Origin of the sequence: Sporosarcina sp. FSL K6-1508, from assembly GCF_038007465.1 — a bacterium.
Taxonomy (GTDB): Bacteria; Bacillota; Bacilli; order Bacillales_A; family Planococcaceae; genus Sporosarcina; species Sporosarcina psychrophila_B.
Genome location: NZ_JBBOXF010000001.1, coordinates 4,717,595 through 4,738,966, shown reverse-complemented (window position 1 = coordinate 4,738,966; position 21,372 = coordinate 4,717,595). Strand labels below are relative to the sequence as shown.

Genomic DNA, 21,372 nt, shown 5'->3' with positions numbered 1-21,372 from the left:
CCCGTCGGTCCAACAGCCCCATCAGCTCCGGTAGGTCCCGTAGCACCTGTAGGCCCAGTAACTCCATCGGCCCCAGTCGGTCCGGTTGGTCCAATAAGTCCGTCAGCTCCAGTTGCTCCAGTTGCGCCGGTAGCGCCCGTCGGTCCAACAGCCCCATCAGCTCCGGTAGGTCCCGTAGCACCTGTAGGCCCAGTAACTCCATCGGCCCCAGTCGGTCCGGTTGGTCCAATAAGTCCGTCAGCTCCAGTCGCTCCAGTTGCGCCGGTAGCGCCCGTCGGTCCAACAGCCCCATCAGCTCCGGTAGGTCCCGTAGCGCCTGTAGGCCCGGTAACTCCATCGGCTCCAGTCGGTCCGGTTGGTCCAATAAGTCCGTCAGCTCCAGTCGGGCCTGTTGCGCCAGTAGCGCCCGTCGGTCCAACAGCCCCATCAGCTCCGGTAGGTCCCGTAGCGCCTGTAGGCCCGGTAACTCCATCGGCTCCAGTCGGTCCGGTTGGTCCAATAAGTCCGTCAGCTCCAGTCGGACCAGTTGCGCCAGTAGCGCCAGTCGGTCCAACAATCCCGTCCGCTCCCGTAGGTCCCGTAGCACCTGTAGGCCCGGTAACTCCAGTCGGTCCAGTTGGTCCAATCAATCCGTCCGCACCAGTAGCGCCTGTTGCTCCTGTAGGCCCAGTAACTCCGTCTACGCCAGTAGCGCCCGTCGCCCCGGTTGCCCCAGTAACTCCGATCGGTCCCGTAGCCCCCGTCGGTCCAGTGATTCCGTTAGCTCCAGTAGGTCCCGTAGCACCAATTGGTCCAGTGGCTCCAGTAACCCCAGTAGGGCCGGTTGCGCCAGTTGGCCCAGTGATTCCGTTAGCACCTGTAGCTCCCGCTGGTCCAGTAGGTCCCGTAGTTCCAGTCGGTCCAATCGGTCCAGTAGCTCCAGTAGTACCAGTCGGTCCGATTGGTCCCGTGGCTCCGGTAGTGCCAGTCGGTCCGATTGGTCCCGTAGCTCCAGTAGTACCAGTCGGTCCGATTGGTCCCGTAGCTCCGGTAGCGCCAGTCGGTCCAATCGGTCCTCTAGGTCCCCTTCTACAACAACGTGAACAGTTATTGCATTTGTTATGGTTAGTACTCTCATCGCATTTATTACATTTGCGATTATTGTAATCATAATAATTCATTTTTTCACCCCCTTTCTGTAACATCCTATTCGAGCAATAGATGGAGGGACGGGCAATCAACTACGTGTATAAAATAATAGCTAATTAAATGAGTAGCAAAGGGTAGGTAATTTCTCGGATATTTCTAAACTCTGATTAATAAAATGGCTTTGATTTTGAATGCTCCAGAAGGATTGAAAGCTGATATTTCCACAGTAAACAGCCGCTCCGACAAATTATCGGAGCGGCTGTTTACCTAGATTAAGGGAGTCAGATGACAGTAAGCACTGGACGAATTCAACTATCGATGACTGTTTTAATCAATCTGTCGGTTACTTGTATAGACTCTTACTTTTTATCTTCTGAATCACTGATAGTTTTCTCTAAATACTTTTTGTTTTTCACTATAATATCATCATTCGGTTTGTATTTTCCAGCTAATTCATTATGTTGATAGGCTTTGTCATAGTCCTTTAAGCGATCATAAAGGACACATAATTGAAGGTTTGGCAGCCAGGTGGAAAATGAGGTATTTTGAAAACTGATCTGTTGGTGATTTTCATTAAGAAGCGCTTGACTATACCAATGAATCGCTTCGGTATTTTTAAATTGTTCCATAAAGTAATACCCCAGTCGGCAACACGCTTCGGGCCGGGGGACATCATAGGCAAGGCTTCTTAAAGTAGCATTAAGCTCTTTATCTTTGTCATTTAATTTATGGTAGCAGTCCGCAAGTTTAAAGCATGCCCTGATATTGTCTTCGACCCACCCCAGTTTTGAGTCAAGAAACATTTCATAATGAAGGATTGCCTTTTCAAAATCACTATGATCCATCAGTTCGTTGGCGTAATAGAATGTATCCCGCGGGGAGAGTGTTTTCCCGGATTCTAACAACTTTTTATAGATCGAAATGTTACGTTCACTATCATGGCTTAAAGGAGAATGAGTGACTGCTACATCACTATCGTATAGATTTCCTGACACAGAGAGAAATTCATGCACCGCTCCTATCCATTTAAACTCATTTGCTTTTTTGACTAACCGGTACCTTTTCAAAAGGGAAGTTACATTTCCTTCATGATCAAAACTTAAGTGATAATTCATTGAAATCGCATCAATCGCAGGTTGTATCGATTGTTTCAGCTTTTTAAACTTTTCCTGATCTTCCACTGTAAATACATCATCCGCATCAAGCCAAAGAATATAATCCTTTGACGCTTGTTGAAATGAAAAATTTCGTGCTGCCGAAAAATCGTCAATCCACTCGAAGTCAAAAATACGTTCAGTATACTGTTTCGCAATTTCCTTTGTCCGGTCTTCGGATCCTGTGTCTACAATATTTATCTCATCCACTAGTCCGCGGACCGATTCTAAACATCTCCCTATTACTTCCTCTTCATTTTTAACAATCATACACAAACTTATCGTTATCATTAGTCATCCCTCCAAGCTTTCTACCTATTTATATGCAGTGTCCAGGTTTTTGACGAATAAAGTGCCATCGGACGTTCCAAATATATATAGATTTTCTGAAGAAAATGTTCTAGTAAACATTTAGAGGTTTAGGGTGTATTTTTCTTTGTTTAAAAGGGTTTGTTATTGGGAGTCAATTGTGAATTCACTAAGTAATTCGGAGTTGTCCGTTAAGTTTACTGCAACTTTAAAAGATGTTATCTTAATGAAAGTTGATAAAAAAATTGTGCTTTTTGTCTGTTCATGTAATCGGTTACATAGAGGTTAAGAAAGGGGCATTTAATTCAGCGAAAAATAATGTATAGATAAGGAGAATAGTTATATGGATTTTTCACCGTGGGTTTTATTTACAGATATCGGTTTGATATCATTGCTACTGTTGGCAGGGACGATTATTCGAGCGAAGGTTAAGTTTGTCCAGCAAATGTTTTTGCCGGCCAGTATCATTGCGGGGCTTCTGGCTTTACTGTTAGGGCCGAATGGTTTCGGAGTTTTGCCATTTTCAGAACAAATGAAAGTCTATCCGGCAATCTTAATAGCAGTAATCTTTGGAACACTGCCGTTATTGTCACCACGGATTGACTGGAATGCAATTAAGACGAGAGTCGGGAGCATGTGGTCGTACTCTCAAATTGCAATGGTATTAATGTGGGGTGGAGGATTGTTATTCGCACTTCTACTGATTAATCCATTTTGGGATGTACATGACGGCTTCGGTTTGTTACTTGCGGCCGGCTTTGTAGGGGGACACGGAACTGCAGCGGCAATTGGTGCGACGTTTGAGCAAAATGGCTGGGAAGAAGCGACTTCTTTGGCTATGACATCTGCCACTGTAGGGATTATGAGTGCGATCCTAATTGGGATCCTCTTTATTAAATGGGGATCTTCGAAGGGGCATACATCATTCCTCGCTTCGTTCAAAGATTTGCCTGATGAGATGAGAACGGGATTAATCCCGCCAGAATCTAGAACGAAATCTGAAACGGATACGGTATCGTCAATTTCGATTGACCCATACGTTTTTCACTTATCTATCATTACGATTATCGCCATGGGCGGTTATTATTTAAGCCAATTAGGTGCTATGCTATTACCAAGCGTAGTTATACCGGCATTTTCACTAGCGTTTCTTGTTGGATTGTTCGTCAAGAAGATATTGAATTCTACAGGTACGGAAAAGTATGTCAGCAATGATGTTGTGTCACGGATCAGTGGAAGTGCAACGGATATTCTGGTTGCATTTGGAATCGGTTCAATCAGTGTTTCAGTTGTGCTAGATTATGCTGTTCCGCTAATTTTGTTATTTGTCTTTGGTCTTGTGTATGCATTTTTATTCTTCGCAGTCTTTTCGAAGAAGTTTTTCCCGCAATACTGGTTTGAAAAAGGCATATTCACATGGGGCTGGACAACAGGAACGGTCGCTATGGGTATGGCGCTACTTAGAATCGTGGATCCCAAATCGGAAAGTAAGACGCTGGATGATTACAGCTTGGCCTATATACCAATTGCGCCGGTTGAAATTATGCTCGTGACATTCGCTCCGATGCTTGTATTGAACTCACAAGGATTTGTCTTTGTTGCGATTACATTTGTATTTTCATTCGTTATTTATTTGATGGCGGTTAAATATAAATGGTTGAATAAAAAAGGATAACGAAATAGGACTCTTTGCCGTCGGTTGACAGCAAAGAGTCCTATTTTTATTGCTGTGTGGTTGTGTGGTGTGGTGACAGTCACCTAGTCAAATTGAGAACTATTCAGAATCTTCCTGGTGACAGTCACCCAAGCTAGTATTCGTTTAGCTATTGGTGTGTGCCTTGCTGCTCACACTTTTTTTATGTTAGGATAATACTTTAACTGAAGGAGGAGAACCTACTATGAAAAAATCATTATTGTTTGCAGCATTGTTAGGATCAGCTCTTTTACTTGGAGCATGCGGGGAATCGGATAAGAAAGATGAACCGAAAACTGATGAAGAAAAGAAAGTAGAGGAAACTGAAAAAAAACCTGAAAATCAAGGAGCCGTCGATAAATCGGAAACGACGAAATCAGACGATGACATGAAAGAAGAGTTTGAGAAAGAAGAAGGTGTTACTTCAACGAATATTATTGTAACAGAGGATAGCGGTGGCTTCGTGCTAGTGGATTTTGAAGTTGCTGAAGATGTAAAAGAAGAAAAAGCGAAAGAACTTGCTGGAAAGTTTGCTGAAAAATTGAAAGTGAAATATGAAGACTATAAAATTGATGTTCAAGCCCGTAAAAATGGAGAAACATTTGCACAAAGGACAATAGAATAACGAAATGACCTCCTGTTAAATGGGAGGTTTTTTCTATGCTCCACTATGGTATTATAGATGAATGACTGTACAAACTAAGTAAACGAGCAAGGAGGATAAATGTAAATGGTAGTAAAGAGAAAAATGAAAGGTCCAATGAAAGTGGGACTAATTATTGTTGTTCTTTCATTGTTCGGTTTTGGCATATTGAATGCCAGTGCAAATCCGATCAGTCCGAGTTTTACGGATATACATAATGATTTTTGGGCAAAAGATGAAGTTACACAACTTGTTGATCTAAAAATTATTAACGGCTATCCGGACAAGCAGTTCAGGCCGAGTTTGGAAGTATCACGGGCTCAGGCGGCTAACTTGATGACGAATGCGCTTGAGTTGCCTTTTTCACCCTACAAGCCAATCTTTAAGGATGTTAGCGCAAAGTCATCCCATTTGAAAGGCGCGATGGCTACATATGAAGCCGGCATTTTCTTAGGGAAAGAAGATGGGACGTTCGGCGTTGGCGACTCTTTGACGCGTGAACAGATGGCGACTGTCATCGTACGGGCTTTCAAACTGGAGGACACAGGAGAAAAAGTTACTTTCAAGGATGAGGACAGAATCAGTGAGTCTCATAAATTTGGCGTGAAAGTACTTGCACAGCATGGCATTACGACTGGTAAGGAAGACGGTACATTCGATCCGAAAACGCCGGTTAACCGAGCAACATATGTCGTTTTCCTGCACAGGGCAATGTTGCAAAACGGCCTAATTGAAAAATTACCCGCAACAGTATTTACAAAGCCAGACACATATGGTGCATTTGAATCGGTTCGACATGAGCAACAATTTATTGAAGTGCCGCTTTCGACTTCAGCCAAAACCTATTTACGTTCAAACTATATTATGCAGTTCGCGGGTGAGAAAACCGTCCAACATGCTCATGCTACAGATATCATTTACACATATCGAATTAGCGGTTTTCCATCTGTTACTGTAAAAATGACGAAAAGGGAACTACCAAACGGGGATTACTTTTTATTTAACGAACTGAGAAATCCTCAGAATGTACCGATTACGGTGGACGTTATTCAGACGGAATCAGAATTAACGAAAGCAGTCCTTCACGAATATAGCCGATTCCCAATCAAGAAAAGTGTCGATGAGACGTTTGGCTATGACTTGATGACGTATCCGACAGGTATTTTTGAAAAAATACAAACAGATGGTACAGTGTCTCAACGCATGATTGGAAAATCATACCAGTCGACTGAGTTGTATCAAAAGTATCCAACGGGGGCGGAAAGCCATACGAGGGAGTTGCATCAAGAAAGTGAAGCGTTTAGTGGCGTTATGCTTGGAGAAACGCAACTTTCTATTTACAGATTACAATCCAGGGGCTTCGATGTTGTCGATCAATGGCTCCTAGCTTCCGAAGAACGATTATTTGAAGACCGGAAGCAAATGGATTCCTGGATGTTGGAGTCAGCTGTGAATTATAAGAAACGAAACAAATGGTACACAGCTGAAGGTCCGTATAATAAAATGGCAGTAACGGTTGAACCGATGCCGAAGTCTGGCAGAGGATATGGCCGCAACCTTCTTCTTGTAAAAGAAGACCGAGTTATGGCGCTTTATTCTGAAACTGGCGGACGCTACTATGAAAATCTTCTCTATAATTCGTTTGCCAATCTGGACATATTCAGAGGGAAATCGACGTATTGGGAGACTGAAGTGACAAGCACATACCTGAAAAGCTTGTACGGTATAACAGCTCCGTTTGTCGATACTAGATTCAACGAACAAATTGCATTGTTCATGTATAATGGTGGCAAAGCGTTTGGACATACGGACTACAATGTCGGGCTAAAAAACTATGCGAATCTGCTTGTATCGCAAAAGGAGAAAGGGAATATCGTTAGGGTGGACAAAGAGTCCTACTACATTTCCGACTACTTCCCCTCGGCGCAAAAAGTGAAGACACACACTTCCATGAACCACGCGCTTGGCGGGATGAACATTCTTTTAATGGCGTATCAAGAGCTAAAAGATCCTGCATACTTGGCTACTGCAACGAGTATCCAGAAGGCGATTGAAAAAGAAAAGAATAAATGGATCCGTCCTGACGGTGATATCTGGTATAAAGTCTCGCCTGAACACGAATTTTCGGGTCGCGATTATGTACATTTGACATTGGAAGATTTGATCAATTCTTATGAACGATGGTCTGAAGTTGATCAAGCGAAATTGCCTGTCTTTGAAGAAATGATCCGGTCGAAAGCGGGTTATTTGGACAAGAATAAGCTAGGTTATACGACGAAAATTAAAAACGGCCTTGAGCGAATCGGCATGTCGGAACTACTTCCGGCGGGTAGCGAACATACGGATGCTCTGTAAGGGTAAGTGAGTAGAACGAAAAATCTCTCGTAGACTGGAATTAACCAGTACGAGGGATTTTTTTGTTGGGAGTAATGATGTTGAAATGTGAAATTTTCACCTTGAACAATGACTAACCCATCATTAGCCATGAAAAAAACGAATTTCATTAGCAAAAAAGTCCTAATCCCTCTAACACGAGGGATCAGGACTCATCATTTATTTACTCATTTCGAAATACGTTCGACGAGGTCTGAACGTATCCAGCCGTGCTCTGCAGGAGGATTGCTATCTGCAAGTACCTTATACCATTTAAAACCGTCGCTGCCGACTGTTTCGCCGACGATAACGAGTGGATAGCCAAATGCAGCGTTGAGGCCAGGGTCTTTTTGTTTGTAAGTGAATAGTTTAGTGCTTAACGGATCTGGATCTGTTCGTACATTAACACCTGCGGGTCCGACATATATGGTGCGTGCGAGATCCGCTTTTTGGTAATCCTTTTTACCAAGGAATGTATCGATTCGCCACATATGGCCGGCAACTTTGCTACCCCAGTATGGATCTGATGCATATTTCACGTTAAATCCAACCAATTTGTTTCCTGGGACAGCTCCGAATGAATGCGCACCGAGAGGGTTGGCATAATTAAGATTTGCATAACGCGTAACGAAGGCATCGATACTATTTTCTGGACGTGCATAGATTTCGCCTAAATCTGGACTGGAATCAAATACTTTGATTCCGAAAATATTATTTTTTGTTTGAGCATTTCCGCTTATTCCATAATCACTTTCGTGAATGGCTGTTGCAAGGATAAACAAAGCGTTGACGCGATGAGTTTCCTCAATTGTTTTTAAGTAATTTCCAAGACCAATTAACTTCGATTTGGTGGGAGCATCCTTGTAACGGGCGATACCCGTTTTTTGACGGTCTTTCAAAATTTCAGTGATAAAGGAATCTAGTTCTGCACCACTGTATGAAGAGGGTTGACGAACGGATTGGAATTGGAAGTAAGGGTAATGTGTAATAGTATTTTTGGCTCCTACTTCATCAAAATGGACGCCATCAAGACTTGTATACTTTTTCCCGTTTTTCATAGACGGGGCAGCAGGACCGATAGAATAGACACCTCGTGTTTTAGTTAGATTATTGTACGTATCATGATACAAAACTCCATCTGATCCCACTTCGTAAAAGCTGTAGCCTGTGACAAGTTCTGTTGGAACGAGGTCGACTTCACCAAGTTTAGCGTAGAAAGTTAATCCGCCAAGTTCCAAAATAACATGCTCAGCGCTGCTTCCGATATACTTCATCTCATAACCTTTTTGAATATAGGTTACTTCAGTCCGTAGAGTAGAGTCGCTGTAGAGTGAAGTATATTGTTTAGGATTTTCTGAACCAAAAGCTCGTCCAGATTTCATTTTAATAATTTTATTGTTTTTTTCAATAGCCCTGATAGATGAAGATGCATTGTAAACAGCCAATGCATCTTCATAATTTTTATACAGTGCCGTAGTCGGGACTACTTGTCCGCCAGAGATCGCACTTACTTTATATACTTCGGGATCGACGTCTGGGATACTTGGTGTATCGGGAACGCTGGGCTTATTCGGTTCTGTTGGTTTCAGCACGTCCGCCGCAGCGAATAATCTGAATAGGAAAGCCGAAGCGTGTGCAATTGTTGCATTGTCTTTCGGGTTAAAATAAACACCGTCTTTCCGGTGATCTCCCCGGATAATATTCAAATTGACTGCAGTTGAGACAGCATCTATAAAGTTAGCTGAAATCTTTTTAGAGTCTTTGAATTTTAAAGTTGTTTTTTGAACAGGAAGTTCCATATAACGCATCGCTTTATACATCATGCCTGCCATCTGTTGACGAGTGATTTTTTCACCGGCTTTGAATGTGCCATCCGGATAACCCGAAAGAATTCCCGCGCCAGCCGCATTTTGGATTTCAATTGTAAGACTAGTATTTGATTTTAAGTCTTTGAATGTATACTTTGTGGAAACAGGCAATTTGAGAGCACGTGCGATATATGAAGCAAATTCGCCTCTCGTAACGGCTTTATTGGGATTGTAATTCCCTTTTGCGTCTGCCTTGATGACGCCTTTCCCGATCCAATAATTCAAGTCGCTTTCCATCTGATGACCTTTAATGTCACTCGCCTGTGCTTCTAGCTGGAAGAAAGGAGAGAACATAAGTAGTGTGAGTAAAGTGAAAGTAATTAATTTTTTCACCTGTAAACCTCCTTCTATATTCTTACTTAATAGTAGCAGAAATCTGCTAGAATAATAGGACTAATTATCAATAGAAGAATTTGTAACAAATATGAAACTAAAGGTTAAACCACAACGTCCTATAAGATGCTATAATTACAGGGGACTTTGTCAATTATATTATGAGGCGATCTAGTCGTAGAAAGGGAAAACTATTTCATGACAACAATAAAACAGAACTTAAAAGATAAAGACACATTGTATTTCATTGCAGCATTAGCAATCCTAGGGATAGCATTGATGCTTCCGTCGTCAATTGCGCTTGTCCTAACGTCCCTGTTCTTTGCGCTATTCGCATTTTTCAGGCCGCAACAAAGTCTTTTATTCCTTGTAGTCTATGTCAGTATCCGACCACTTCTTGTAGAAGTGAACCCGGGACTTAAGCTAATCGGTGATCTCATCACATTGATCGCATTTGCAAAAGTAATCATTGCAGGAAGAAAAGATTGGAAGTCATTGTTTTCATTCAAATGGTTTGAATGGGCATTTTTTGCTTTCCTATTGTTCGGGGCTGTCAGCGGGTTGGTTCAAGGCGTGTTACCTTCCGCAGTCATTTTCCAATTACGGACGTTTATCATTATGTATGTGCTTTACTACACTGTTTCACGGATGCTGTTACCGGAAGGATGGTTCCAGCGTCTCGCATGGGTAACCGTATGGACAAGCCTAATCGTTTCAGTTCATGGCATTATTGAAAAATTGTCGATGAGACAATTTCTATTGCCGGATGTTTGGAAATATAAAACATTATCGGCAACGAACTTTGTAAGAATCTATGGACTGCCTGGAAATCCGAATTCACTCGCATTGTTACTGCTTTTCGGTATTCTTGCCATCCTGTTTCTTCAATCAATCTACAAGACCGAGAAATATAAATGGTTCCTGAATATTAATCTTGTCTTGTTCCTCGGTGTATTCATCCTTACTTATTCAAGAGGGACCTGGATTTCTGCTGTTGTTCTTGGTGTGATTTTCATTACGCTGTCGAAAAACTGGAAACTCCTGAAACGACTTGTGCTTGCAGGTGTGGCTGCATTCCTGCTGATCTATTACCCGGTCAATTTGGGTGTCCAATACTTCGAAACGCTCGGCCTTAAAGCACCACCAACCGGTCCAGGTAGCATTGGTGAACGTTTCGGTGAGACATTCGATCAAAAGAATTTGGCGCTTATGACGGAAAGCGGACGTTTCTTCTATATTAATAAAGGGTTTGAAGTATTCAAGGATTATCCTATAGCGGGTGCAGGATTCGGTTCATTTGGCGGATCTGCCACATTGTCATACGGATCGCCCATCTATAAGTATTATGGGATCCGTTCAGACATCTACGGTGGAAAGTACTTCTACTCGGACAATCAATACATCCAAGTAATTGCCGAAACTGGGGTTGCAGGAGTTGTGCTGTTTGCAGCGTTTCTCCTAGCCATGTTTGCGCTATTCTGGAAAGAACGTAAAACGGTATTTGGCAAGTTCATGATAGCCTTCTGGTTTGCAACCGGGTTTTCCGGATTCTACTATAATATTTGGGAACTGAAATTGTATACGATGTTCTATTTCATCATCTTTGGAGTATTTGCCTCCTATACAAGTCAGTATGTGAAGTTTAAAATTAAAGATTTGTAACAGAACTGTTCGAGGGAGATACATCTGCCTCGAACAGTTTTTTTGTAGAGAATATGTAATTTTTTTACGTACTCTCTTTGTCTAGCTCCAGCGCCTAGCCCCTCGAGTCGCTTCAGACCTAGAGAAAAGGCAAAAGGCGCCTTTATCTTCAGGTCTTCCAGCGCTTTTCGGAGCTGAACAGGCGCTTCCGCATTTCCTATTGTCTAGCTCCAGCGCCTAGCCCCTCGAGTCGGTTCAGACCTGGAGAAAAGGCAAAAGGCGCCTTTATCTTCAGGTCTTCCAGCGCTTTTCGGAGCTGAACAGGCGCTTCCGCATTTCCTATTGTCTAGCTCCAGCGCCTAGCCCCTCGAGTCGGTTCAGACCTGGAGAAAAGGCAAAAGGCGCCTTTATCTTCAGGTCTTCCAGCGCTTTTCGGGGCTGAGCAGGCGCTTCCGCATTTCCTATTGTCTAGCTCCAGCGCCTAGCCCCTCGAGTCGGTTCAGACCTGGAGAAAAGGCAAAAGGCGCCTTTATCTTCAGGTCCTCCAGCGCTTTTCGGGGCTGAACAGGCGCTTCCGCATTTCATATTGTCTAGCTCCGACGGCCAAATGCTCGGGTCAGAAGCTGATCCGGCTATGCGGCAAAGAACGCCGCTCCGCAGAATCGTCTTCTGCCTGTCGCATTTAAGCAGGCCGCCTCCACATTTCATAATTTCCTTCTTATGGATTATGGCAATCTGTCGAATCCTCTGGTAAGCTGTATATTCATAGGAAAGGAGAGTGTCGTTTTATCACTAGTAAAGTAGCTTCATTGAAACGTTTCAGTAAACAAGTTGCCATGACAGCAGTAGCAGCAACGCTACTTTGGACTGTACCAGCAAGTGCCTCGGCCAATCAGAATGCGTTGAAGAGTTATCCGGTATCATCAGGAGTAACTTATTCCCAATACACGCAGTCTTCTAAAAACTACATAAATCATTTGTCTGTCAATTTAGGGGATCAATATACAAAATTACAAGTCGGACTTCCTGCGCCGATAGCAAAAACACAAGCAACGACAGCATTGGCGAACCGTGATTCAAAGGATGGTAACCGTGTTGTTGGAGCCATTAATGCTTCATTTTTCGACATGAATAACGGACTCCCGATGTATTTGATTTCACAAGGGAACGAGATTGTTAATGGAGGCGTCATTTCCAATTCGACTAGTAACTATGTGAACCAACCAATCGCATTCGGCGTGACGAAAGACGGGCTTGCTGAAATCGATCAGTTTAATTTCAATGTTCGGATGGATTACAAAGGGACAAATCATCTATTGACGGGAATAAATCGTCAGCGACAAGATGATGAAACAATTATTTTTACACCGCAAAACATTGATAAATACACTAATTCCAATCAGTTTGGAATTGAAGTGGTTGTCGATACTGGACAGCCAATTACTACTACACAATACGGTCAGAAACTGACAGGGAAAGTTGTAAAAGTACGTGGTTATGGATCAAAAGAGAAAATAGAAATTCCTAAAACTGGATTTGTACTCTCTGTTCATGGCGGAAAAGGCCTTGAGAAATTTAAAAATATGCAAGTAGGGGAAGATGTATCCCTTGCATTGTCTATCGATGATAAATGGATGGATTCCGAGTTCATGCTGGCGAGCGGTCCGATGCTTTTGAAGGACGGCAAGCCAAACATTACAATGAACACATCCAATTGGCGGGCAAGTACATTAACTGCACGTACAGCAATTGCTATTAGTAAAGATAAAAAACAAGTGCATCTTGTAACAGTGGATAATCTTAAGGGTTACAGTAACGGGATGTCACTTACACAATTCGCAAATTATTTAGCTGCGCAAGGCTACGATCGGGCACTTAATTTTGATGGCGGCGGCTCAACAGCCATGGGTGTGCGAAATCACGGTAGCAATACGGTTGTGTTGGCAAACCGGACGACAAATTCTGCGGAACGAAGAGTATCCGCAATCATTGAAGCAATCAGTACTGCACCTGTAAGCGAGCCTGCTCAAATTAGCGTTTCGCGCAATCAAGTCGGCACGATGCTTGTAGGTTCGAAAACTTCTTTGACAGTGAACCATGTACTTGATGCTTATTACAATCCATTAAAAGTAGATAACAGTCAGATTCAAGTAACATCAGAAAAAGGCAGTGTTACCGGTTCTGGGCTGTCGTACAGTGCAGTGAAAGCTGGAGAAGATCGCGTTTCCATAGAATATGGAAATGCAAAACAATCATTCCCTGTATCAGTTGTCGATGCACCAGCAAAATTGACGATTTCACCTTCAACAACAAAAGTGGCTCCCGGTGGAAGTGTTACATTCAAAGCAAATGCAACGGATGTACAAGGGAAACCGATTATTTATTCGCCTGAACAATTGAAATGGAGCGTTACAGGGGATATCGGAACGATTACACAGTCCGGAAGCTTTAAAGCCGTCAATAAAGCAGGAAAAGGTTCAGTAAACGTGACACTGGGATCGAAAACAGCCAATATTCCAATCACATTAACTGACAATACACCAGCGTTCACAGATATCTCATCTACTTATGCATACTATACTGAAATCAGTTTTTTGAAAGATCTTGGGTATATTAAAGGGGACTTGGATGGTAAATTCAACCCGGGGAATACGTTGTCACGGGAACATGCGGCAGTCATCTTGAGCCGGGTGTTCAACTTGGACACAACAAAAGCCAGCGCACAGCAGTTTAAAGATGTACCTAAAAAGCATCGTTATTACAATGAAATCAACGCCATTGCAAATGCGAATCTGGTAGGGGGTAAAGGGGACGGAACTTTCGACCCGGCAGGCCAGTTAACACGAGCACAAATGGCAGCAATCCTTGTGAAAGCATACAGTCTAGAAGGCGAAGCGACTAAGAAATTCAAAGACGTTCCTTCAAGCCACTGGGCGTATAAGCAAGTCCATATTCTAGCGAAAAGCGGAATCACAACAGGGAACGAAAAAGGCAATTTCGAGCCGAATAAACCCGTAAATCGTGCGCAATTCAGCGCATTCTTGTATCGCAGTATTAATAAGTAAAAAAGATGGAACCAGTCATTCATGATTGGTTCCATATTCATGGAGTAGTACAGCTATGTTATACTGAAACCATCATGTAGTAGAGGAAGTCGGGAAATGAAAATTGGTATTGTAGGCAATTACGGCAACGATAATAACGGTGATGAAGCAATTTTACTCAGCATCATTAAACAAGTGACGTCAACGTTCAAGATAAACAGCAATGATTTAACGGTCTTCAGTAACAATCCTAAACAGACAGCAGAACGATACGGAGTCACAAGTTTTCCGCTGTATTATAAAAGTGGCAATGCAGTAAAAACATTTTTCGCAACGTACCAAAACAATAAGAGAATCGTTAAGACGTTTGATCTTCTTATTATTGGCGGCGGCGGAATCTTGATGGATTTATATAAACGGGAAGCACCATTGTTCGGATCTTACGCGATGATGGCTAAAAACTCGAAAACTCCTTACGTCGTTTACGGATGCGGAGCAGGTCCGCTTAGCAGTGGTTTAGGGAAATGGTTCATCCGCTATATGGCAAAACATGCAGACAGTATTTCGGTACGTGATCCGGAATCGGCCAACCTCTTGAAATCAATTGGCGTGAAAGAGCAAGTCTTGACTATCGGCGATCCAGCGTTTTCCCTCCGTCAAACGGGTGTTGAAAAATCGGAAGTGCCGACGAAAATCGGTATTACCGCTGTCCCCTATTACAATGCGGGGTATTGGCCAGAAGGGAATCCTGCAATCTATAACGATTATGTAGAAGGCATGGCAAAGAACCTGGACAATCTTGCAGCGGAACACAATGTTGAATTGACATTTTTCGCAACAAAATTCCCGCAAGACGCTGATGTCACTAAAGACATCGAAAAGAAAATGATACACAAAGACAATATTTCCATTATCGATGATAATCTTCTGCCCGATAAAATCCTTGAAATTACCGCACAGCAGGATATTATCATTGGCACAAGACTCCATTCATTAATTTTGGCAACTTGTACTGAAACACCTATTATGGCGATTTCCTATCATCATAAAGTGAATAATTTCATGAAACTTGCCCACTTGGAAAAATACGCATTCCCGATCGGGGACATCAACAAACAACAAACACTGTTCTTGGATGCATTCAATGAAATGAAGGAAAACTGGTCTACGACAATCGAAAATACAATAAGACTTTCTCAAGATTTATACGATGAATCGATGAATGGGACAGAACAGTTTGTAAAAGCAGTAAAGAAAAAGTGAATAACAGTAAAACAGCCGTAAGAGTGGATCACACTCTTACGGCTGTTTTGTATTTTGATTAACTGGATTAAAACTCTCATTGACAAACAAATCAATGGCTTGGTATAGTGTGTGTAACCGGTTACACATGCGGGAAGAAAGGGTGAAATAGTTGGCTACTATTCGGGATGTAGCGAAAGAGTCAGGTGTCTCAGTAGCGACTGTTTCACGCTTTATCAATAAAAAAGGCTACGTTAGTAAAGAAGCAAAAGAAGTGATTGAGCGAGCGATCAAGGAATTGGAATATAAACCGAATCTTGTGGCGCGATCATTAAGTACGAAGCAAACGAAACTAATCGGCTTAATTGTACCGGACATTATGAACCCTTTTTTTCCGGAACTTGCACGTGCAGTTGAAGACATCGCACTATCGTACGACTATACAGTCGTGTTGTGCAATTCGGATGAAAAAGCGGAAAAAGAAATTCATTATATCGAAACTTTAAAACAAAAATATGTATCCGGTTTCATTATTACAACCAATCAGTTGCAGGCGAGTTACTATCAGAAATTGGATATGCCCATAGTCGCTTTGGACCGGATGATTGATGAAACAATTCCAACAGTTTCATCGAACAACAAAGAAGGCGCACGTATAGGAACCGCCCATTTAATTGACCAAGGTTGTCAACATATTGTTTGCATGCGGGGACCCGCAGGACTAGTACCGGCAGATGATCGGCTTGACGGTTTTCTGGAGGCTATAAGAGGAAAAGGAATTGCGACGCATATTATCGAGTGTCCATTCCATTTCGAACAGTCGGAAGAGATAGCACGAAAATTCCTGTCAGAAAACAAAGAGATTGATGGCATTTTTGCAAGTAGTGATGTGTCTGCGGCAGGAGCGTTGAAAGCCGCACACTCGCTAGGAATTGCCGTACCCGATGAGTTGCAGATTGTCGGGTTTGACGGGATTGCGCTTGGCGGTATGTTGACGCCCGGACTAACGACAGTAGCGCAGGATATTTATAAGATGGGCGCACTTACTACACGGATGCTCATTAAGTTAATTGAAGAAATCGAGCTCGAAGAAAGAGATATACAAGTTCCGGTTGAACTGATTATTCGAGGGACAACGAGGAGTGAACAGGAATGATTACAGTCGTCGGAAGTATCAATATGGATTTAGTTGTGCAAACAGATCTATTTCCAAAGCAAGGTGAGACAGTTTTAGGCCAATTATTCACAACCGTACCAGGAGGCAAAGGAGCAAATCAAGCAGTTGCCACCGCCCGTCTCGGTGGAAATGTCCATATGGTGGCGAATGTTGGGAACGATGGTTTCGGAGAGGAATTAATCGAAAACTTGATTGTCAACTCAGTGGACGTTTCTGGAGTAACGGAGAGTACAGAGGTAGCCTCTGGAATCGCAAATATATTGTTATCGGATGGCGATAATCGAATCATCGTCGTACCGGGAGCGAATTATGAACTGACGCCTGCCTGTATCGATGAAATGAAAGAAACGATTAAAAAGAGCAGGCTTGTTTTATTGCAACTCGAAATACCGATCCCGACGATAAAACATACGTTGGAAATCTGTGCTGAGCTGAACGTTCCTGTCTTATTAAATCCGGCACCTGCTGGAGGTTTCCAAAAAGAATTCATGACTTATCTAACATACCTAACGCCGAATGAAACCGAATGTGAACAACTTTTTGGTTTAGATATGGAAGCCGCGCTGGAAAGCTATCCAAATCAATTAATCGTAACGCTCGGCAGTGCGGGTGCCCGTTACTTCGATGGAAAAAAACACATTATCGTAGAAGGTTTTAAGACAGAAGTGGTTGATACAACCGGAGCGGGAGATACATTCAACGGTGCATTTGCGTATGCAATTGTTGAAGGATTTGAGTTAACTGAGGCGGTTAAGTTCGCAAACGCAGCTGCATCCTTATCCGTCGAGAAATTTGGCGCACAAGGCGGCATGCCGGCACGCGCAGATGTTGAACTGCGACTTGTGAGTGAACGACGATGAAAAAACAGGGCATATTGAATCGTGAGCTGGCGGCCATTTTTGCGAAGCTTGGCCATACCGATCAAGTAACAATAGCAGATTGCGGCTTGCCTATACCGGAAGGGGTCCGTTGCATCGATCTTTCCTATACGATTGGAAAACCTTCGTTTACTGAAATAGTAGGCACGGTTTTGGAAGACTTGGAAGTGGAACATGCATTTATTGCGAGCGAAATGGAGAGTCAAAATACGAAGGTGTATGAAACCCTTCATAGTAAATTGCCAGCCATAACAAAGCTGCCGCATGAGAATTTCAAACAACTGACGCGCAAATCCAAAGTCATCATTCGTACTGGCGAGGCAACCCCTTATGCAAATATTGTCTTGCAATCGGGCGTCATATTTTAAGGAAAACGGATTGGCAAAAGCAAGAGTTGGGTGACAGTCACCTAGACAATTCAGACACTATTCGCAGTATTCGCAATATGCTTAGTGACTGTCACCGCAAAACCATCGCGAAAAGAAAGTGGGTGAAGAAGTATGATTGAAATGACTGGGATTTCAAAGTCTTTTAATGGAAACACCGTTCTTAATAACGTGGAATTCTCTGTAGAAAAGGGAGAAATTCATGCGCTTATGGGTGAAAATGGTGCCGGTAAATCAACTTTAATGAAAATACTAACCGGTATTTATACGCGTGATACAGGTGAAGTGAAAGTGAAAGGCGAGCTAGTCGATTTTAAAAATCCGAAAGAAGCGGAACGTGCTGGAATTGCGGTCATTCATCAGGAACTGAATATTTTACCGGACTTGACGGTGGCGGAAAACTTGTTCCTTGGGAATGAAAAGACGTTTGGAAAAAGCGGAATTTTAAAAACGAGGGAAATGAACAAGGAAGCGAAGACGATATTGGCGGAACTTGGATTGGATATCGATGTAAAAACAATTGCCCGTGAACTTTCTGTAGGCAAACAGCAAATTATTGAAATTGCAAAAGCTATGTCATCGAATGCAGAAGTGATAGTCATGGACGAGCCGACAGCGGCTTTGACCGAACGGGAAATCGTATCGTTGTTTGAAACAATTAGAGCTCTTCAATCGAATGGAGTCTCATTCGTTTATATATCCCACAGAATGGAAGAAATCTTTTCATTATGCGATCGGATTACCATTCTACGTGACGGCAATTATGTCGGGGTTAAAGAGATTAAAAAAACGTCGTTTGACGAAATTGTGCAGATGATGGTTGGGCGGGAACTGGGGGAACGATTCCCCGAGCGAAATGCCAAAATCGGTGATGTAAAATTGGCTGCGAATGGATTGACGCGCAATGGATATTTCGAAGATATATCATTTGAGTTGCGTAAAGGTGAAGTTCTCGGTATTGCAGGTTTGATGGGAGCAGGAAGAACCGAAGTTGCCCAGTCTCTATTCGGCTATAAAAAACTGCATAAAGGTGAAGTTTTACTCGATGGGAAACCTGTGAAAATCAGCAACCCACTGCAAGCGATAAAGCTGGGTTTCGGCTATGTAACAGAAGATCGTAAGTCGGAGGGCCTTATCGTGGATTTCTCAGTAAGAGACAATTTAAGCTTAACGAATTTCGATAAGGTTTCAGCCAAGGGTATCATCAAAGCAAATGAAGAAAAAGAACTGTATGAAACGATGGTCAAACGGTTAGGGGTGCGGACGTCGGGTCCGAACCAAGCGGCAAAATCGCTTAGCGGAGGAAACCAGCAGAAAGTCGTTATTGCGAAATGGCTTGGCATTGAACCGAATGTGCTGATTTTGGATGAGCCGACGCGCGGCGTCGATGTTGGAGCAAAAAAAGAAATATACTCGATCATTAATGAACTTGCTGAAAAAGGTGTTGCGATTTTAATGATTTCTTCGGAACTACCCGAAATTATTGGTATGACCGATCGAGTGCTTGTCATGCATGAAGGCACAATGACAGCTGAACTGCAAAAAACTGAAATGACACAAGAAAGAATTATGCATTATGCTACGGGGGGTGACAAAATTGCTCAAGTCTAATACACAGTCGGTACTACAAAAAATCGGACCATTTATCGGGCTCTTATTGATTGTCATCATCATTTCAATTATGAGTCCGAATTTCCTAACGTTGAACAACTTGCTCAACGTTTTAAGACAAGTATCCATTAATGCGCTCATTGCATTCGGGATGACTTTTGTTATTTTGACAGGCGGTATCGATTTATCTGTCGGGTCCATATTAGCGTTAACAGGAGCTGTGACTGCCGGGTTAATGGCCGGTGGAATGGATCCGCTTCTCGCGATGTTCCTGGGATTACTTCTTGGTGCGGTTCTCGGTGCAATCAACGGTGTCATTATTGCCAAAGGGAAAGTCGCTCCATTTATAGCAACGCTTGCGACAATGACGATTTATCGGGGGTTGACACTTGTATATACGGAAGGTAAACCAATTTCGGGACTTGGTGATTCACAAGCTTTCCAATTGCTAGGGAAAGGTTACTTTTTTGGAATTCCAGTCCCTGTCATAACAATGGCCATCACGTTTGGGATTTTGTATTTCATCTTGAAAAAGACGACGTTTGGCCGCCGTGTTTACGCAGTAGGCGGTAATGAGGAAGCTTCACGGCTTTCTGGGATCAGCGTAGACCGTATTAAAATTTACGTCTATGCACTGACAGGAATGCTAGCGGCGCTTGCTGCATTGATTTTAACATCGAGGCTCAATTCCGCTCAACCAACCGCGGGGAACATGTTTGAACTCGACGCAATTGCGGCAGTTGTTCTTGGTGGAACAAGTTTGACAGGCGGACGCGGTTGGATTGTGGGAACGCTAATTGGTGCACTCATTATTGGTGTTTTGAATAATGGACTCAATCTGATCGGCGTATCTTCCTTCTTCCAGCAAGTGGTTAAGGGAGCAGTTATATTGGTCGCGGTACTATTGGATCGTAAAAAAACAGCTTAAGGAGATGTTGAGAAATGAAAAAAGTGAAATTAGCATTGATCATGGCGATTATTCTTGTACTAGCAGCATGTTCGACAGAAGCACCAGGTACCAAGAAAGATGGGGAATCGAAAGGCGGAGAAGGCGATTATAAAATCGGCTTTTCCATTTCAACTTTGAACAACCCATTCTTCGTCACATTGAGCGAAGGAGCAAAAGCACAAGCAAAAGAAATGGGTGCCAATTTAACGGTTATCGATGCACAAGATGATGCAGCGAAACAGGCTAGTGACGTAGAGGACTTAATCCAACAAGGTGTCGATTTGATTTTGATTAACCCAACGGATTCCAGCGCAGTTGTTGCAGCGGTTGAATCTGCCAACAGTGCAGGAATTCCAGTTATTACAGTTGACCGTAGCGCTGAAGGTGGAGAGGTTGTTTCTCACATCGCTTCAGATAATAAAGCAGGCGGAGAATTAGCCGGCCAATACCTAGTCGATTTAGTTGGTGAAGGTGCAAAAGTTGTAGAATTAGAAGGAATTGCTGGTTCTTCAGCTGCACGTGACCGTGGAACAGGTTTCAATGAAATTGCAAACGGTAAATTAGATATCGTTGCTAAACAAACAGCGAATTTCAATCGTGCTGAAGGGTTGACAGTAATGGAAAACATCCTTCAAGCAAATCCTGATATCAAAGGTGTATTCACGCACAACGACGAAATGGCACTAGGTGCACTTGAAGCGATTGAGGCGGCAGGGAAAGATGTTAAAGTTGTTGGATTCGATGCAACAGACGACGCAGTAAAATCAGTTGAAGCAGGCAAGTTGGCTGGAACTGTCGCACAAAAACCTGAGCTTATCGGTGAAAAAGCGGTAGAAGCAGCAGTTCAATCGCTAAAAGGTGAAACAGTGGAAACTTCAATTCCAGTTGAATTGGAATTAATCAAGAAATAACATAAAGTAAATGATACAAGCCGCCCTAGATT

The 21,372-nt window shown here is 42.9% G+C and carries 14 protein-coding genes and 1 pseudogene; 12 read left to right on the top strand and 3 right to left on the bottom strand.

The window, feature by feature from the left end:
• Both MKZ11_RS24020 and MKZ11_RS24015 read right to left on the bottom strand, forming a co-directional pair.
• Positions 1–1,160 (bottom strand): annotated as a pseudogene (locus MKZ11_RS24020) (hypothetical protein); the annotation flags it as partial.
• Between the two features lie 327 nt (positions 1,161–1,487).
• Entirely contained in the window at positions 1,488–2,573 is a 1,086-nt protein-coding gene (locus MKZ11_RS24015) for a glycosyltransferase family 2 protein (protein ID WP_340796862.1), read from the bottom strand.
• Between the two features lie 361 nt (positions 2,574–2,934).
• On the opposite strand from MKZ11_RS24015, the gene MKZ11_RS24010 reads away from it, so the two are divergent.
• The 3 genes from MKZ11_RS24010 to MKZ11_RS24000 all read left to right on the top strand — a co-directional run bounded on the left by MKZ11_RS24010 (position 2,935) and on the right by MKZ11_RS24000 (position 7,282).
• Entirely contained in the window at positions 2,935–4,266 is a 1,332-nt protein-coding gene (locus MKZ11_RS24010) for a sodium/glutamate symporter (RefSeq protein WP_340796861.1), read from the top strand.
• Positions 4,267–4,489: 223 nt separating this feature from the next.
• Positions 4,490–4,909: a hypothetical protein gene (locus MKZ11_RS24005; protein ID WP_340796860.1), complete on the top strand. Its 420-nt coding sequence runs from the start codon at positions 4,490–4,492 to the stop codon at positions 4,907–4,909.
• 105 nt (positions 4,910–5,014) lie between these two features.
• Positions 5,015–7,282, top strand: a complete 2,268-nt coding sequence (locus MKZ11_RS24000; protein WP_340796859.1) for an S-layer homology domain-containing protein — start codon at positions 5,015–5,017, stop codon at positions 7,280–7,282.
• A 206-nt stretch (positions 7,283–7,488) separates the two neighbouring features.
• Here the strand turns inward: MKZ11_RS24000 and MKZ11_RS23995 are convergent, their stop codons facing one another.
• Positions 7,489–9,501, bottom strand: coding sequence for an S-layer homology domain-containing protein (locus tag MKZ11_RS23995; protein ID WP_340796858.1), 2,013 nt, complete (start codon positions 9,499–9,501; stop codon positions 7,489–7,491).
• Positions 9,502–9,699: 198 nt separating this feature from the next.
• On the opposite strand from MKZ11_RS23995, the gene MKZ11_RS23990 reads away from it, so the two are divergent.
• The 9 genes from MKZ11_RS23990 (at position 9,700) to rbsB (ending at position 21,340) form a co-directional block, all read left to right on the top strand.
• Entirely contained in the window at positions 9,700–11,163 is a 1,464-nt protein-coding gene (locus tag MKZ11_RS23990) for an O-antigen ligase family protein (RefSeq protein ID WP_340796857.1), read from the top strand.
• Positions 11,164–11,951: 788 nt separating this feature from the next.
• Positions 11,952–14,207: an S-layer homology domain-containing protein gene (locus MKZ11_RS23985; RefSeq protein ID WP_340796856.1), complete on the top strand. Its 2,256-nt coding sequence runs from the start codon at positions 11,952–11,954 to the stop codon at positions 14,205–14,207.
• A gap of 96 nt (positions 14,208–14,303) precedes the next feature.
• Entirely contained in the window at positions 14,304–15,449 is a 1,146-nt protein-coding gene (locus MKZ11_RS23980) for a polysaccharide pyruvyl transferase family protein (protein WP_340796854.1), read from the top strand.
• A gap of 151 nt (positions 15,450–15,600) precedes the next feature.
• Complete coding sequence (locus tag MKZ11_RS23975) at positions 15,601–16,584, top strand: LacI family DNA-binding transcriptional regulator (RefSeq protein WP_340796853.1); 984 nt, start codon at positions 15,601–15,603, stop codon at positions 16,582–16,584.
• The gene (gene rbsK, locus MKZ11_RS23970) at positions 16,581–17,465 is read left to right on the top strand and encodes a ribokinase (protein WP_340796852.1); all 885 of its coding nucleotides are present in this window, start codon (positions 16,581–16,583) and stop codon (positions 17,463–17,465) included. The genes MKZ11_RS23975 and rbsK overlap by 4 nt, the downstream gene beginning before the upstream one ends.
• Positions 17,462–17,851, top strand: coding sequence for a D-ribose pyranase (rbsD, locus tag MKZ11_RS23965; RefSeq protein ID WP_340796851.1), 390 nt, complete (start codon positions 17,462–17,464; stop codon positions 17,849–17,851). The genes rbsK and rbsD overlap by 4 nt, the downstream gene beginning before the upstream one ends.
• Before the next feature lie 132 nt (positions 17,852–17,983).
• A complete protein-coding gene (locus MKZ11_RS23960; RefSeq protein ID WP_340796850.1) occupies positions 17,984–19,480 on the top strand; it encodes a sugar ABC transporter ATP-binding protein in 1,497 nt (498 codons plus the stop codon).
• Positions 19,467–20,408 (top strand): ribose ABC transporter permease, encoded by a 942-nt coding sequence (rbsC, locus tag MKZ11_RS23955; RefSeq protein WP_340796849.1) that lies wholly within the window; start codon positions 19,467–19,469, stop codon positions 20,406–20,408. Before MKZ11_RS23960 ends, rbsC begins: the two co-directional genes overlap by 14 nt.
• Positions 20,409–20,422: 14 nt before the next feature.
• Positions 20,423–21,340, top strand: a complete 918-nt coding sequence (rbsB, locus tag MKZ11_RS23950; RefSeq protein ID WP_340796848.1) for a ribose ABC transporter substrate-binding protein RbsB — start codon at positions 20,423–20,425, stop codon at positions 21,338–21,340.
• Positions 21,341–21,372: the final 32 nt, after the last annotated feature.

Excerpts from the sequence above, each read along its gene's own strand:
- MKZ11_RS24015 (WP_340796862.1), bottom strand. The coding sequence starts at position 2,573 with ATGATAACGATAAGTTTGTGTATGATTGTTAAAAATGAAGAGGAAGTA.
- MKZ11_RS24010 (WP_340796861.1), top strand. The coding sequence starts at position 2,935 with ATGGATTTTTCACCGTGGGTTTTATTTACAGATATCGGTTTGATATCA.
- MKZ11_RS24005 (WP_340796860.1), top strand. The coding sequence starts at position 4,490 with ATGAAAAAATCATTATTGTTTGCAGCATTGTTAGGATCAGCTCTTTTA.
- MKZ11_RS24000 (WP_340796859.1), top strand. The coding sequence starts at position 5,015 with ATGGTAGTAAAGAGAAAAATGAAAGGTCCAATGAAAGTGGGACTAATT.
- MKZ11_RS23990 (WP_340796857.1), top strand. The coding sequence starts at position 9,700 with ATGACAACAATAAAACAGAACTTAAAAGATAAAGACACATTGTATTTC.
- MKZ11_RS23980 (WP_340796854.1), top strand. The coding sequence starts at position 14,304 with ATGAAAATTGGTATTGTAGGCAATTACGGCAACGATAATAACGGTGAT.
- rbsK (WP_340796852.1), top strand. The coding sequence starts at position 16,581 with ATGATTACAGTCGTCGGAAGTATCAATATGGATTTAGTTGTGCAAACA.
- rbsD (WP_340796851.1), top strand. The coding sequence starts at position 17,462 with ATGAAAAAACAGGGCATATTGAATCGTGAGCTGGCGGCCATTTTTGCG.
- MKZ11_RS23960 (WP_340796850.1), top strand. The coding sequence starts at position 17,984 with ATGATTGAAATGACTGGGATTTCAAAGTCTTTTAATGGAAACACCGTT.
- rbsB (WP_340796848.1), top strand. The coding sequence starts at position 20,423 with ATGAAAAAAGTGAAATTAGCATTGATCATGGCGATTATTCTTGTACTA.